This window comes from Capnocytophaga sp. oral taxon 338 str. F0234, assembly GCF_000192225.1.
Lineage (GTDB): Bacteria > Bacteroidota > Bacteroidia > Flavobacteriales > Flavobacteriaceae > Capnocytophaga.
Map to the genome: position 1 here is coordinate 1,597,204 of NZ_GL872413.1, position 13,247 is coordinate 1,610,450.

The 13,247-nt window shown below is 34.4% G+C and carries 13 protein-coding genes and 1 pseudogene; 6 read left to right on the top strand and 8 right to left on the bottom strand.

Going from position 1 to position 13,247, the window contains the following annotated elements; genetic code table 11:
* From HMPREF9071_RS07280 to HMPREF9071_RS07290, 3 genes and pseudogenes are all read right to left on the bottom strand, one after another.
* A pseudogene (locus HMPREF9071_RS07280) lies at positions 1-330 on the bottom strand (Rhs element Vgr protein); the annotation flags it as partial.
* Between the two features lie 120 nt (positions 331-450).
* Entirely contained in the window at positions 451-2,220 is a 1,770-nt protein-coding gene (locus HMPREF9071_RS07285) for an aminopeptidase P family protein (protein ID WP_009745964.1), read from the bottom strand.
* Positions 2,221-2,232: 12 nt separating this feature from the next.
* The gene (locus HMPREF9071_RS07290) at positions 2,233-2,769 is read right to left on the bottom strand and encodes a Smr/MutS family protein (RefSeq protein ID WP_009745965.1); all 537 of its coding nucleotides are present in this window, start codon (positions 2,767-2,769) and stop codon (positions 2,233-2,235) included.
* 186 nt (positions 2,770-2,955) lie between these two features.
* Here HMPREF9071_RS07290 and HMPREF9071_RS07300 point away from each other — a divergent pair, with 186 nt between their 5' ends.
* Complete coding sequence (locus tag HMPREF9071_RS07300) at positions 2,956-4,431, top strand: S41 family peptidase (protein ID WP_009745967.1); 1,476 nt, start codon at positions 2,956-2,958, stop codon at positions 4,429-4,431.
* 1 nt (position 4,432) lies between these two features.
* Complete coding sequence (locus HMPREF9071_RS07305; RefSeq protein ID WP_009745968.1) at positions 4,433-5,278, top strand: 1,4-dihydroxy-2-naphthoyl-CoA synthase; 846 nt, start codon at positions 4,433-4,435, stop codon at positions 5,276-5,278.
* Between the two features lie 5 nt (positions 5,279-5,283).
* Here the strand turns inward: HMPREF9071_RS07305 and hflX are convergent, their stop codons facing one another.
* Genes hflX through HMPREF9071_RS07325 form a run of 4 tightly spaced genes read right to left on the bottom strand, consistent with a single transcriptional unit; the run spans position 5,284 to position 9,685 of the window.
* Positions 5,284-6,489 carry a GTPase HflX gene (gene hflX, locus HMPREF9071_RS07310; protein WP_009745969.1) on the bottom strand — a complete coding sequence of 402 codons (1,206 nt, stop codon included), beginning with the start codon at positions 6,487-6,489 and terminating at the stop codon, positions 5,284-5,286.
* A 35-nt stretch (positions 6,490-6,524) separates the two neighbouring features.
* The gene (locus HMPREF9071_RS07315) at positions 6,525-8,243 is read right to left on the bottom strand and encodes a DUF4836 family protein (protein WP_009745970.1); all 1,719 of its coding nucleotides are present in this window, start codon (positions 8,241-8,243) and stop codon (positions 6,525-6,527) included.
* A 55-nt stretch (positions 8,244-8,298) separates the two neighbouring features.
* Positions 8,299-9,012 (bottom strand): SAM-dependent methyltransferase, encoded by a 714-nt coding sequence (locus HMPREF9071_RS07320; RefSeq protein WP_009745971.1) that lies wholly within the window; start codon positions 9,010-9,012, stop codon positions 8,299-8,301.
* A gap of 1 nt (position 9,013) precedes the next feature.
* A complete protein-coding gene (locus HMPREF9071_RS07325; RefSeq protein WP_009745972.1) occupies positions 9,014-9,685 on the bottom strand; it encodes a vancomycin high temperature exclusion protein in 672 nt (223 codons plus the stop codon).
* 129 nt (positions 9,686-9,814) lie between these two features.
* Between HMPREF9071_RS07325 and HMPREF9071_RS07330 the strand changes: the two genes are divergently transcribed.
* Genes HMPREF9071_RS07330 through HMPREF9071_RS07345 form a run of 4 tightly spaced genes read left to right on the top strand, consistent with a single transcriptional unit; the run spans position 9,815 to position 12,792 of the window.
* Entirely contained in the window at positions 9,815-10,075 is a 261-nt protein-coding gene (locus tag HMPREF9071_RS07330; protein WP_009745974.1) for a thiamine-binding protein, read from the top strand.
* Entirely contained in the window at positions 10,059-10,721 is a 663-nt protein-coding gene (pnuC, locus tag HMPREF9071_RS07335) for a nicotinamide riboside transporter PnuC (protein ID WP_009745975.1), read from the top strand. Before HMPREF9071_RS07330 ends, pnuC begins: the two co-directional genes overlap by 17 nt.
* Positions 10,697-11,245, top strand: coding sequence for an AAA family ATPase (locus HMPREF9071_RS07340; protein ID WP_009745976.1), 549 nt, complete (start codon positions 10,697-10,699; stop codon positions 11,243-11,245). The genes pnuC and HMPREF9071_RS07340 overlap by 25 nt, the downstream gene beginning before the upstream one ends.
* Positions 11,242-12,792: a DUF4301 family protein gene (locus HMPREF9071_RS07345; protein ID WP_009745977.1), complete on the top strand. Its 1,551-nt coding sequence runs from the start codon at positions 11,242-11,244 to the stop codon at positions 12,790-12,792. The genes HMPREF9071_RS07340 and HMPREF9071_RS07345 overlap by 4 nt, the downstream gene beginning before the upstream one ends.
* A 130-nt stretch (positions 12,793-12,922) precedes the next feature.
* Here HMPREF9071_RS07345 and HMPREF9071_RS12255 read toward each other — a convergent pair whose 3' ends face one another.
* Positions 12,923-13,060, bottom strand: coding sequence for a hypothetical protein (locus tag HMPREF9071_RS12255; protein WP_162859673.1), 138 nt, complete (start codon positions 13,058-13,060; stop codon positions 12,923-12,925).
* Positions 13,061-13,247 lie beyond the last annotated feature (187 nt).

Below are 13,247 nucleotides of genomic sequence, written 5' to 3' on the forward strand. Positions count from 1 at the left end.
ACCTGTTTGTCGTTTGCAATAAATTCTGGTGATAATCCCTGAAAAGTGCTGTACTACTTTGCCGTATTGGTAGAACTTAATAGTAAGAGGCTGACCGAGCAAGTCGCGGGAATGCTCCATAATGTACTCATTAAAAGCATCAAAAGAGTCTTCAGGGGTTTCAATAGTAAAAGTGTCGTGCTGGCAGTTGTATTGATGCAGTTCTACCTTGTAGCTTTCTTTGGCTAAGAAGTCTTTGCCATTGGAACTGAGCAGACAGTAGACCACAGGATTAGTTTTATCTTCTAAAAACTCCTTGAAGGTTTTGATTTTCATATCTTTCAATTCCATACGCAATTGTGTTATTATTAAATTAAGAGCAAAGTAACGAAAAATAAGGCAATTAAACAAATTATTTTGAAGAAAAAAGCTGCTCATAAGAACAGCTTTTTGTATTAACTATTTATAATTCTATATGGCTTTACATCTTTCCTTAAGCCAAGTACGTTGTTCCTCTCCCACCAAAGGGCTTAACTTTTCTTCTACCCATGAATTATAGTTATTAAGCCATTGACGTTCCTCCTGGGTTAAAAGAGCCACATCAATTGCACGAGTATCCAAAGGACAAATAGTTAACGTTTCCAATCCATAGAAATCTCCAAATTCAGAAGAACCTTTCTTTTGGATAATAAATAAGTTTTCTATACGTATACCGTAGCGTCCTTCACAGTATACACCTGGTTCATTAGAACATACCATGTGTTCTAACAAAGCAACATCTCTCAAGTCCTTACGTAAGCTTTGTGGTCCCTCATGTACACATAAGTAGTTGCCCACACCATGACCTGTGCCATGACCATAATCTCGCATATTCTTCCATAAGATAGCCCTTGTAATAGCATCCAATTGCACTCCACGAGTACCTGTAGGGAATAAAGTAGTACTTAGGGTAATCATAGCCTTCATTGCCAAAGTATAATCTTTTTTGAATTCATCAGAGAATTTTCCTAAAGGCACTACACGGGTAATATCTGTGGTTCCTTCTGTATAATGAGCTCCTGAATCAATGAGAATAGTTCCTTCTGCCTTTAGAGGTACTCCTGGCTTTTCAGTAGCATGATGGTGTACAATGGCTCCGTTCCCTTGATAACCCACTATTTTAGCAAAACTATCTGCCAAATAGCCTTCTTGTTCAGAACGGAACTTATCAAGAATTTTTCCTAAAGAATACTCTGTAAGTTCTGTTTTTCCTATATTTTTATCCAACCAACAGAAGAAATTAGTCAAAGCTACTCCATCTTTTATCATTGCTTTACGGAATCCTTCCAATTCTGTTTCATTCTTAACTGCTTTTAATAATTGAATTGGAGAGGCTTCTACATACAAAGTATTTTTATCCTCTATGGTGTTAAAAATAAATTGGTTTGCATCAGGGTTAAGTAATACAGTTTCCCCTTTTAGTGATATAATTTCCTTAAAGAAATCAGGATAATCCTTAAGTTCTATATGGTGTTTTTTGAGGTATTCTTTTACGGAATTATCGCACTTGTCAATAGCAGCAAAAAGTATTGCTTTTTCAGGAGTAATGCAAAGGTAGGAGAGAAACTCAGGATTGAATACAATATCATTTCCACGAAGGTTAGTAACCCAAGCCACATCATCAAGAGCAGTTACAAGGAAACAAGTGATATTCTTCTCTTTCATTATTTTCCTTAGAGTAGCTATCTTACTGCTAGCGGACTCTCCTGTATACTTTTCAGGACGTACATATATAGATTGTCTTTCATCTTTAGGACGTTCCTTCCAGATTTTCTCAATAAGAGGTTTATCCACTAAGGAGATATTTTTTCTTCTCAAGACATTGGTAAGTAATTCCCAAGTATTATGAGGAGTACAAAGAGCATTACAACCTACTTTTGCTCCTTGAGGAAGTTCAGCTAACAACCATTGTTCGCTGATAGGGGCATCTTTTGTTCCTTCTATATAAAAGTCAACTTCTGTACCTGTAAGTTCATTCTTCGCCTGTACTAAGTAACGTCCATCTGTCCAAAGTACTGCTTTATCATGAGTGATAAATACATAACCAGCAGAACTATCAAAACCTGTAATCCATTTTCTTTCTTCCCAATACGGAGTAAAATACTCACTCATGTGAGGGTCTGCATTGAAAACTACAAAAGCATCTAAGCCATTGTTTTTCATTTCATTGCGTAACAATGATAGTTTTTCTTTTGTTGTCATTATTTTTATATTTTAAAATATGGTTTGCAAAAATACTTCCGTAGCTCCTATTCCATAACGAGCATAATCTGCATCTTGATAAGATAAGTTTTTGTAACGGGAAAAAAGGGTCTCTAATTCTGCTTTAAGTACTCCCTCCCCTACTCCATGGATGAATACTACTCGGGGAATCTGCTTCTCTATAGCAAATTCTAATTGATGCTTTGCTACCTCTAATTGTTTGTTAAGCATATCATAATTAGACATTCCATGAGTACTAACTACTAATTTCTCTATATGCAGATCCACTTCCATAGGAGGAATTGCTTTTTTCTTTGCCTTTTTCCCTTTGAGTAAATAATTCTTATTACGTTTCTCCTCCTTAGGCAAGAAATTGGTCATCTTATATGATATAGGAGAGTCTTTGTCTATTTTTATTAATTCATTAGCAGAAAATGCAAGAGTTATACCTTCATTTGTTTCTATATACACTTGCTGGGGAGTAATCTTAGTAACTATTCCTTCAATAAGTTCATCTATAACTTCTACTACATCTCCTACTTCTAACATGGTTTTAATTTTATATTCTTTGATTTTCAGAGAATTCTAAACCATTTGCAAAGGTAATAATTTTTAGAAAAAGAAACAATTTTTTTTACATTAAATTTTTCTGACAAGTTGCAGATAAATAAAATCTTAATAGATATCTCTACCTCAATAAAAAGATGTATCTTTGCAAAATATTTATCAAATCCAATGATTAAAAAATATTTATTTCTCTTTATATCAATATTTTTCCTCATCTCCTGTAGTAAGATAGAAGATGATAGTTATTTAGAAGAAGCTACTAAAAAAGCTGAAGCTAAAGACCCTGCTTATAAAATAAAAGATTTTATATGGAAAGGACTAAATGAGTATTATTTGTGGCAACCTCAGGTGGCTGACCTATCCGATAATCGTTTTGATAGATCCCCTGCTGCCACCAATGCAACTAACTCTACCTATGTAAATTATCTAAAGAATTTCAGTTCTCCACGGGATTTATTCAATACTCTACTCTATAATACTTATGACACTTATGGCGATCGATTTAGCTTTATTACCGATAATTATAAGGAATTAGAAGATGAACTACAAGGGAGTACTCTAAGTACGGGTATGGATTTTAGCATTGCACAAATTCAGGATTTGAATAATGTCATCATTGGTTATGTACACTATGTAATTCCTAATTCCGACGCTGAAAAACAAGGAGTTAAGCGTGGAGATATTTTTCTAAAAGTAGATGGACAAACACTTACTATAAGCAATTATAGGCAACTGCTCTCTAACCAAAAAACAAGTCTTACCTTCTCTTTCTATACCATAGAAAATGGAGAATTTGCCTTTTCAGCAAATAAAACAATCTCCCAACTCCCTCTCCAAGAAAATCCTATACTCATACATAAAATTATCTCAAATAGAGAAAAAAAGATAGGTTATTTACTCTATAATTCATTCTTAAGCAAGTATGACAAACAGCTAAATAATGTATTTGGAGAATTTAAAGCTAATGGGATTACTGACCTTATTCTTGACTTTCGCTATAATCCAGGAGGAAGTGTACAAACAGCTATCTACTTAGCCAGTATGGTTGCAGGGACAGATACACAAAAGATATTTGTAAAACAGACCCCCAATCCCAAAATGAAAAATCGCTGGAAGAGTGATTACTCTTTTGAGAATAACATTGCTGGAGTTCCTATCAATACTTTAAATCTTTCTAAGGTGTATATCCTTACCTCTAATCATACAGCATCCGCATCTGAACTTATTATCAATGGGCTTAAGCCTTACCTAACAGTAGTGCAGATAGGAGATACTACTGTAGGAAAGAATTTAGCCTCCATTACCATAAAGGACACTAAAAATCCTAATAATAAATGGGCAATGCAACCTATTGTACTTCGATCAGAGAATGCCAATGGTTTTGGAGAATATCAAACGGGAATAGAACCCGATTTTTATATAAGAGAAAGGCTTAGTTCATTAGGAACTCTGGGAGATGAAAAGGAACCACTTCTTGCCAAGGCGATAGAAGAAATCACAGGGATTCCACCCCTTAGCGCTTCCACGAGGAGTAATCGCATAAGGAAACCAATAATAGATTTCTCCTTAAAGGAAATTGACAATTCCAAAAGCCATACTCCTTATTATAACCGAATGTATATAGATAATCCTTCAACTAAATAACATGACAAAAGAAATCTCTTGGCAAGTAGCCAAAAATTACCAGGACATTACCTACAAGAAATGTCAAGGAGTAGCCCGTATTGCCTTCAATCGCCCAGAAGTAAGAAATGCATTTCGCCCACGTACAACTTCTGAACTCATCGATGCTCTAAGAGATGCTACTGAAGATACTTCTATTGGTTGCGTACTTATCTCTGCTGAAGGTCCTTCACCAAAAGATGGTGTGTGGTCATTCTGTAGTGGAGGTGATCAATGTGTACGGGGCAAACAGGGGTATGTAGGAGATGATGGCGCCCACAGGCTCAACATACTTGAGGCACAACGTCTTATTCGTTTCATGCCTAAAGTAGTAATTGCTGTAGTACCTGGCTGGGCAGTAGGTGGTGGACATAGCCTACATGTAGTATGCGACCTCACCTTAGCCAGTCGAGAACACGCTATCTTTAAACAGACTGATACAGATGTTGCTAGTTTTGATGCTGGATACGGTTCCGCTTACTTGGCTAAAATGGTAGGACAAAAGAAGGCTCGTGAGATTTTTTTCTTAGGTAGAAACTATTCTGCACAAGAAGCCTTTGAGATGGGAATGGTCAACGCTGTAATCCCACATGAAGAATTGGAAAGTACTGCCTTCGAATGGGCACAAGAAATCCTTCACAAATCTCCTACAGCTATCAAAATGGCAAAATATGCCATGAACCTTACGGATGATGGCATGGTGGGTCAACAGATATTCGCAGGAGAAGCTACTCGCCTTGCTTATATGACTGATGAAGCTCAAGAAGGTCGTGATGCTTTCCTTCAAAAGCGTAAACCTAACTTTGAAAAAAAATGGATTCCTAATTAAAATTCTTATTCTTCTATCTCAGGATATAGAAAGTTATTGTAAGGGAAACGTGTAATGTGTATTTCCCTTACTTTTTTATATACCTTTTCCCTAAACTCTTGAATATTTTCCTTATTAAGAGCGGAAATAAAAATAACATCTCCATTCATACGGTTCATCCATGTTTGCTTCCATTCCTCAAGCGAAAAATGCCGAGAAGTTTTCTCTATCATAAGATCATCATCTTCTATAGTTTGGTGTGTATAAGCATCTATTTTATTGAAAACCATTATAGTAGGTTTATTGATACTCTTAATCTCTCCTAATATTTGATTCACAGAAGCTATATGTTCTTCAAAATTCGGATGAGAAATATCCACAATATGCAAAAGCAAATCCGCATCACGTACCTCATCAAGAGTACTTTTAAAGGATTCAATAAGTTGTGTTGGTAGTTTTCGTATAAAACCTACTGTATCACTGAGTAAGAAAGGTAAATTACCAATAACCACCTTACGCACAGTGGTATCCAAGGTAGCAAAAAGTTTATTTTCCGCAAATACTTCACTCTTACTAATAAGATTCATCAAAGTAGACTTTCCTACATTAGTATATCCAATAAGAGCAACTCGTACCAAGGCTCCACGATTACTGCGCTGAGTGGACATTTGTCTATCAATCGTTTCTAGCTTTTTCTTAAGCAATGCTATACGATCACGTACAATACGGCGGTCAGTTTCTATTTCTGTTTCTCCAGGTCCTCGCATTCCTATCCCTCCTCGTTGACGCTCAAGGTGGGTCCAAAGTCCTGTAAGCCGTGGCAGCAGATATTCATATTGGGCAAGCTCCACTTGAGTACGTGCATAGCTTGTCTGCGCTCGTTGAGCAAATATATCTAAAATGAGCGTTGTTCTATCTAAGACTTTTATACGTAAGATTTTCTCTATATTATTCTGCTGAGCAGGGGTAAGCTCATCATCAAAGATAACAGCTCCTATTTCATTTTCTTCTACGAACTGGATAAGTTCGTCCATTTTTCCTGTTCCTATAAAAGTTTTTGGATTGGGAGTCTCCAAACGCTGAGTGAATCTTTTGACCACTTCTCCTCCAGCTGTATAGGTAAGAAACTCTAACTCATCCAAATATTCATGAGATTTCTCTTCATTCTGAGTAGTAGTAATTACCCCAACTAAAACTACTCTTTCATAATCTAAATTCTTCTTTTCAAGCACTATTTCAAAAATATTATTTTTTTAATATATTTTTTTTATTCTATTGACTTATCAATCATTTTAAGAAGGGTATATAAGCTATTTTGTTCTGTATTCCTCAAATTCAAAATAAATTGAGTAGCGTAATCACCTCGCTGTTTTACCTCCATGTCCTTTAGGATATCTTTCCAGATACTTAATAAATATTGTTCCTGTCTGTTTTGTTCCTTCTTTATCTCATCTTTTACAATCTGAGGATAAGTATCATAGTCTAGATTAACATATCCATAAAAGTTATTCTTCATTATTTGTTGTGCAATAGTAGCCTTTGCAAGACTCCTATCCTTATCATAACCTTTCTTTAGAAAAGCATCTACACCACTTTTATCATTACTTATAAAGAGATATTTCTCATTATATGCTATATATATAGTAATATCATCCTTAGTTAAAGTATAATATCCATTTTCTTTTTTAAGCAATCTTGAATAACTCTTTTTAAGTTGTCTCTCTATAAATTCCTTATTTTTAATATCCATCACAAAGCTAACCAATGGGGTAAGTATCTCCTCTGTTTTCTCTACATAATGATCTTCATACAAATCTTCTTCTTGATTGTCCTCCCCTGAGATGGCTATATTAGAATCCTCATTATCATCCTCATCTGTATCCAGATCAAACTCTTCATATACTTTATGGGTATAACTTTTTCTTTCAAAACCTGAGATTGTAAATATCGCACTTCCGCCAAGAGTATTGAAGAAATCTTCCAACTTAGTACCTGTTCCCATAAGGAAAACCGATTCCATTAAGGTAAATATACTCTGTTCTTTAAGATATTTGTAATACAAAGGCATGTTAATAGAAAAACTTCCTGCAAGATAAGACTCTTTAGGAAGAAAATTTAATAATTCTGCATTGAATTTATTCTTCCAAAACTTATATTTTTCTAATTTCTTTTTGAATTCCTCATTTGCATTCAGAGCTGTGGTTAAAGTAATATTCTCATCAGCAAAATCCAAATAGAAAGAAAGAGAGCTAGAGCGTATGTCAAGGTCAGACATATTTCTTACTTCATCAAGAGAGGTATCCGTATCAGATCCTAAATCCTCTATTAATCTCCCAGAAACCCAAACACTTATTTCTTCTTTTTTATCATAAAAATCCTTAAAGTCCTTATTTGAAGAGATTTGCTCTTTTTTATCAAGATGAAATAGTTTAGCAAATATCTCCTCCAATCTGTCATTTTGTTCTACAGCAGAAAGTAGAAGTATTTTATCTTCATCCCAGCCCACAAGTTCTTTCTGAGTAAAAAAGAAGGAGTAATCTTTTGCATTTTCAATAGTAACATTTGTCTCTGTAGCTTCAGCTATACGCTTTGCAAAATCTGTAAACTTACCTTTATCTCTTACCTGAGCGGAAACTCCTACATAATCTTGATGAGTCTCATCTGAGAATTGGCTATAGCGATAGATAAAGATATCTTCCTTTATATCAATTCCTGACACTTTGTAATTCTCTATAAACTCTGAAAAAATCTTTTCAAGTTTTTTATTTTCTGACTTTACTTCATCTTGGAATTTCTTAAATATCTTTAATTCCTTTGCTTTTTTCAAATTTGCCTTTTCTCCTAATGAATAAAGATTTATGGAAGCGACTACTGTTGCTTCCTTAGGTACTGCAGACAAACTCTTTGGGGTATTAGAGCAAGATAATATAAATAAAGTAATGATTCCCAATAATATATACTGAGAAAGAGAAGAAAGTACTTTCATATTCTTAAATTTATTATTTCAGGAGACAAAAATAGAAAAAAAATACTAATTATTATTAATAAATAATAAAAATTGTTGGGCGCTTATGAATATTTATTTCTTTAACACGACGCTTCCATTCCCTTATTGTATAAGTATGAATGAATTCCTCAGGAAGAGTTATATCACAAGCAATACAAAGAGCCGTTTGCGGTGCTAATATCTGTAACATTTCTTGCAAAAGGGATTCATTTCTATAAGGAGTTTCTATAAATGATTGGGATTGATGTTCTTCTTTTGCTCTTCTCTCCAATTTTCTAAGAATTATTCTTCGCTCATTTTTATCTATAGGTAAATATCCGTTAAAGGCAAAGGATTGTCCATTCATCCCACTTGCCATTAATGAAAGAAGTAAAGAAGAAGGTCCCACTAAAGGGATCACACGAATTCCTTTTTGGTGAGCTATATGTACTATTTCACTTCCTGGATCAGCAATAGCTGGACAACCTGCATCTGAAATTATCCCTGTAGGAAATCCTGACAAGCAATAGGACAAATATGTTTGTTTATCTTCTATTGCAGTATGTTTGTTCAATGGAAAAAGCTCAAGAAGGTCTTGAGATTTTTCAGGAGCTATTTGTTTTATAAACCGTCTCGCATTTTTCTCATTTTCTACTATAAAATGGTTACACAAAAGAACTATTTCTTTAACTTTGAGTGGAAGTACTTCAGTAACTCTAACTTCCCCTAACATATTAGGTATCAAATATAAATCTCCTAAAGTCCTCATTTTAACGAATTTCTATTTTTTCTCCTAAAAATTTAGGTTTTACTCCAAAGGTCAAGTCCCAGAATACTTTCACACGAGCAAACCGTTCACGGATACGTGTCTTCAATCCTATATACTTATCCACATCCTTGGCATTAAATCCTACAGCCTTAATGCCTTTTTTCTGAGCTATATAAATAGCCCTTTCATTGTGAAAAGCCTGTGAAATAATAGCCATCTGGGTAAGTCCAAATACTTCTCTGGCTCTTATAACAGAATCAAGCGTACGGAACCCTGCATAATCCAAATAAATCCTATCAGCAGGAATTCCTAAAGCTATTAATGCTTTTTTAAAGTCTGTAGGCTCATCATTCTCCTTAGTACTGTTATCGCCACTAATAAGGATAAAATCAATTTTTCCTGCCTTAAAAAGAGCTACAGCAGCCTCCACACGATATTGAAAATATAAGTTTATACGCCCATCTTTCAGATATTGGCTTGTTCCCAACAGTAAGCCCACCCTATTTTTAGGAATACTATCTACTTGAGTATATAGCTTCCCTTTAGTAGCCTCACGAATAGTATTATCTGCATTATGAATAACCACTCCTATCATGAGCAAAACAAATACTATAAAGAACATACTTCTCTTAAGAAAACGCTTATTAAATATAATCTTTCTGATTTTTCCCATGACAATGACTATTAGCGCAGGCAAAGTTACTACATTTAAAATATTTTTCAAAAATAAATTTAGAAAAGATATCTTTTTTCAATTATTTTTAGTATATTTGCTTTCTGAAAATAAGAAATGTTTTTTACCATGAAAGTATCTGTAGAACTTACTTTAAGCCCCTTACAAGATGAGTTTGAGGCTCCAATTATTCACTTTATTAAGAAACTCCGTGCATCCGGCTTAATTGTGTATGAAAATCCCCTTAGTACCCAAGTATATGGAGAATATGACCGTGTCATGGAAATACTTACTAATGAGGTAAAAGAAGTATTTGAACTCTTGGAAAAGGGATTAATTTACATAAAAATTGTAAAATCCGACCGACACGACTATGAGCCACATTTCTGATTGGATTTTCTCTCAGTACAAAGGTGTCCCAAACCATCTTATCTATATAGAAATATTAGGCGTATTTTTTGGTCTTGTCAGTGTTATTTTTTCTAAAAAAAGAAACATTTGGGTATATCCCACAGGAATCATTAGTACCGTTCTTTTTGTATATCTTCTTTGGTGTGGAAGATTATTCGGAGATATGCTCATCAATGCTTATTATACTATTATGAGTGTTTATGGGTGGGTTCTCTGGGCAAAAAATAGTAAAGACAATATCCATGTGGAAATCTCTAAGATGAATGCTTATGATATAAAAATCACCTCTTGGTTAGCGTTGATGAGTTGGCTATTAGTAATGATTGTTTATTATTTTAAGCCATATATCAATAATAATTTTTCTTTAGATGGAATAGAATTAGGAATAGAACACTTTGTATGGACTGATTGGGTGGATGCCACAACTACAGCTATCTTCCTTGTGGGAATGTGGCTCATGGCAAAACGAAAAATAGAAAATTGGATTTTTTGGATTATTGGAGATGTTGTCTCTATTCCTCTATATACTTATAAAAACTTTATTTTTACAGCCCTACAATATGCTATTTTCACCATTATAGCTATTTCAGCCTATAGAGAATGGAAAAGGATTTTACGCAATTAAACAGTTCATGTCAGCGAGTAGTGTTCTTAGGTCCTGAGTCCACAGGGAAGACAACCCTAAGTGAGAGAATGGCTGCACTGTATAACACCCAATGGACACCTGAATATATGCGCCTTTATCTACAAAAAAAATGGGACTCTGAACACTTGCCATGTACATGGGAGGATTTGATTCCTATCGCTAAAGGACAAATAGCTCTTGAAAATGAAATGATTCAAAAGGCTAATAAATACCTTTTCTGTGATACCTGTCTGTTAGAATTAGTTATTTATTCCTATATATACTATGGAAAATGCAATCCTATAATCGAGCACTATGCACTCTCTCATAAGTATGATTTTATTTTCTTAACCTATATAGATGTTCCTTGGCAAGCCGACGATTTAAGAGACAAGCCTAATGAACGAAATGAAGTATTTACTTTCTTTAAGCATTTTTTAGAAGAAAAATCTATTCCCTTTCACCTATTGAAGGGAGATTTAAATAGTAGAATACAACAAATTAACCAAAAACTAAAACGATGAAAGAATTAACCGAGTATGACCAACTTCTCTTAGGAGAAAAAGGGATCAAAGTAAGTAAACTACAGGAACAAGTATCTATTTTCCTCTCTGGAGTCCCTCCTGTAAATTTAGTCGCTCCTGCACATGTAGGAACAGGCATTTTCTCTTTTTCACGTGATGAAGCTATCCAATACGTAGCTATCTATCAGAAGAAGAAAAATGGCTTAGACATTCTCAAGTTCGTCCCCGCTTCGGGATCTGCCACCCGTATGTTTCAGTTTCTATCTGCTTTTGTCAGTGATTTTAATCCTGAGAAACAAACTTTTTCTGAATATGTAAAGGAAAGTGGAAATGTGAATGTAGAGATATTCTTTGAGCATCTTCCTCAATTTGCCTTTTATGAAGCCCTCCAGAAATATATAGAGCAACACAAAACGCTCAACGGACTTTCCGAAGATGCACAGAAACACCGCATTGCTAAATTATTATTGGAAGAAGAACCTTTTAACTATAAAAACAAACCTAAAGGACTCTTTCCTTTCCACAAATATGGTGAAAAAGTAGTTACTGCTTTTGAAGAGCATTTCCGTGAGGCTTTTCTATACGCTACACAAGGAGATGTTGTCAATATTCACTTCACTATTAATAAGGAATATACCTCTCAATTCCTTAACACCTTAGCCGAAATCCGCCCTGATTTAGAAAAACAGTATGGTGTACATTTTGAAGTATCTTTCTCTCACCAAAGTGAAAGTACCGATACAGTAGCCCTTACCCTAAATAACGAATTTTTTAGAGATGAAAATAATCAACTCCTTTTCCGTCCGGCAGGACATGGAGCACTGCTTAAGAACTTAAATGAACTCAATGCTGATATTATCTTTATCAAAAATATAGATAATGTAGTGGTAGAATCATATTCCGATGAGGCTATCTTTTACAAAGAAGTCCTCGCTGGGAAACTGGAAGATACACGTTCTAAAGTACATAAAATCCTAAGGCAAATACAAAAAGAAAAACTTAAAAAGAAAGATTTGCCCGAAGTACTTAAGTTTCTTCCTGAACTAAATATTAAGGTACCGCCTTATGTACATAAGTTTGCTAAGCGTTATATGATAGAGTACATTTACCAAATGCTCAATCGCCCCATTCGTGTATGTGGCATGGTGAAAAATGAAGGAGAAGTAGGGGGAGGTCCTTTTTGGGTAAAAGATACAGAAGGAAATGAAAGCCTTCAAATCATTGAAATGGCTCAGATAGATAAAAACAACCCTAAACAATGGAAAATATTACAATCTTCTACTCATTTTAATCCTGTGGATATAGTTTGTTGTATCAAAAACTACAAGGGAGAAATATTTGACTTAGAGGAATTTCAAGATAAAAAACTTAGTTTTATTACTGAAAAATCCTATAATGGTATCCCTCTCAAGGCATTAGAATTACCAGGACTTTGGAATGGAGGTATGGCTGGATGGATTAGCATCTTTGTAGAAGTCCCTCAGATTACTTTCAATCCCGTAAAATCTGTTAATGACCTACTAAAGAAAACTCATCAAGGTTCTTAAGAGTTTTTATAATCCTTCATTTTCCTACAAGGGTGGAAACTTTTCTTAATAACTATTTGCTTACTTATAGCAAATATAGGATTATGGGACAAGGAGAGCTTAAAAAGACAAAAGATAGGCTCTCCTCTTTCTATAAGTCCTTCAGATGCAGAGATTCATCCTTATCTTCCTCAGGAGATTCAGTTGTATGTTCCATGCAGAACTCTCTTCTTACTTTTTTATGGAAGAAAAGATGATTATACTTATGACAAAAGTCATATAGAAACATTTTTTATATCTCGTACAGAACTTATCAATGAAATATTCTTAGAAGACACCTTTATTAAGACCTTTTACAGATTAAAGCAAGGCTTGGGAGCAGATTTAGAACTTCTTTTTCCAATGAAATGAAAATATTTGTGTGCAACCTTTTTTCATTAAGATTGCAACATACTACTTAATTATGGAGATTTTTT

What these genes read in the sequence shown, in the direction of transcription:
- HMPREF9071_RS07285 (WP_009745964.1), bottom strand. Translation starts at nt 2,220, where the DNA reads ATGACAACAAAAGAAAAACTATCATTGTTACGCAATGAAATGAAAAAC.
- HMPREF9071_RS07290 (WP_009745965.1), bottom strand. Translation starts at nt 2,769, where the DNA reads ATGTTAGAAGTAGGAGATGTAGTAGAAGTTATAGATGAACTTATTGAA.
- HMPREF9071_RS07300 (WP_009745967.1), top strand. Translation starts at nt 2,956, where the DNA reads ATGATTAAAAAATATTTATTTCTCTTTATATCAATATTTTTCCTCATC.
- HMPREF9071_RS07305 (WP_009745968.1), top strand. Translation starts at nt 4,433, where the DNA reads ATGACAAAAGAAATCTCTTGGCAAGTAGCCAAAAATTACCAGGACATT.
- HMPREF9071_RS07315 (WP_009745970.1), bottom strand. Translation starts at nt 8,243, where the DNA reads ATGAAAGTACTTTCTTCTCTTTCTCAGTATATATTATTGGGAATCATT.
- HMPREF9071_RS07320 (WP_009745971.1), bottom strand. Translation starts at nt 9,012, where the DNA reads ATGAGGACTTTAGGAGATTTATATTTGATACCTAATATGTTAGGGGAA.
- HMPREF9071_RS07325 (WP_009745972.1), bottom strand. Translation starts at nt 9,685, where the DNA reads ATGGGAAAAATCAGAAAGATTATATTTAATAAGCGTTTTCTTAAGAGA.
- HMPREF9071_RS07330 (WP_009745974.1), top strand. Translation starts at nt 9,815, where the DNA reads ATGAAAGTATCTGTAGAACTTACTTTAAGCCCCTTACAAGATGAGTTT.
- pnuC (WP_009745975.1), top strand. Translation starts at nt 10,059, where the DNA reads ATGAGCCACATTTCTGATTGGATTTTCTCTCAGTACAAAGGTGTCCCA.
- HMPREF9071_RS07340 (WP_009745976.1), top strand. Translation starts at nt 10,697, where the DNA reads ATGGAAAAGGATTTTACGCAATTAAACAGTTCATGTCAGCGAGTAGTG.
- HMPREF9071_RS07345 (WP_009745977.1), top strand. Translation starts at nt 11,242, where the DNA reads ATGAAAGAATTAACCGAGTATGACCAACTTCTCTTAGGAGAAAAAGGG.
- HMPREF9071_RS12255 (WP_162859673.1), bottom strand. Translation starts at nt 13,060, where the DNA reads ATGTTTCTATATGACTTTTGTCATAAGTATAATCATCTTTTCTTCCAT.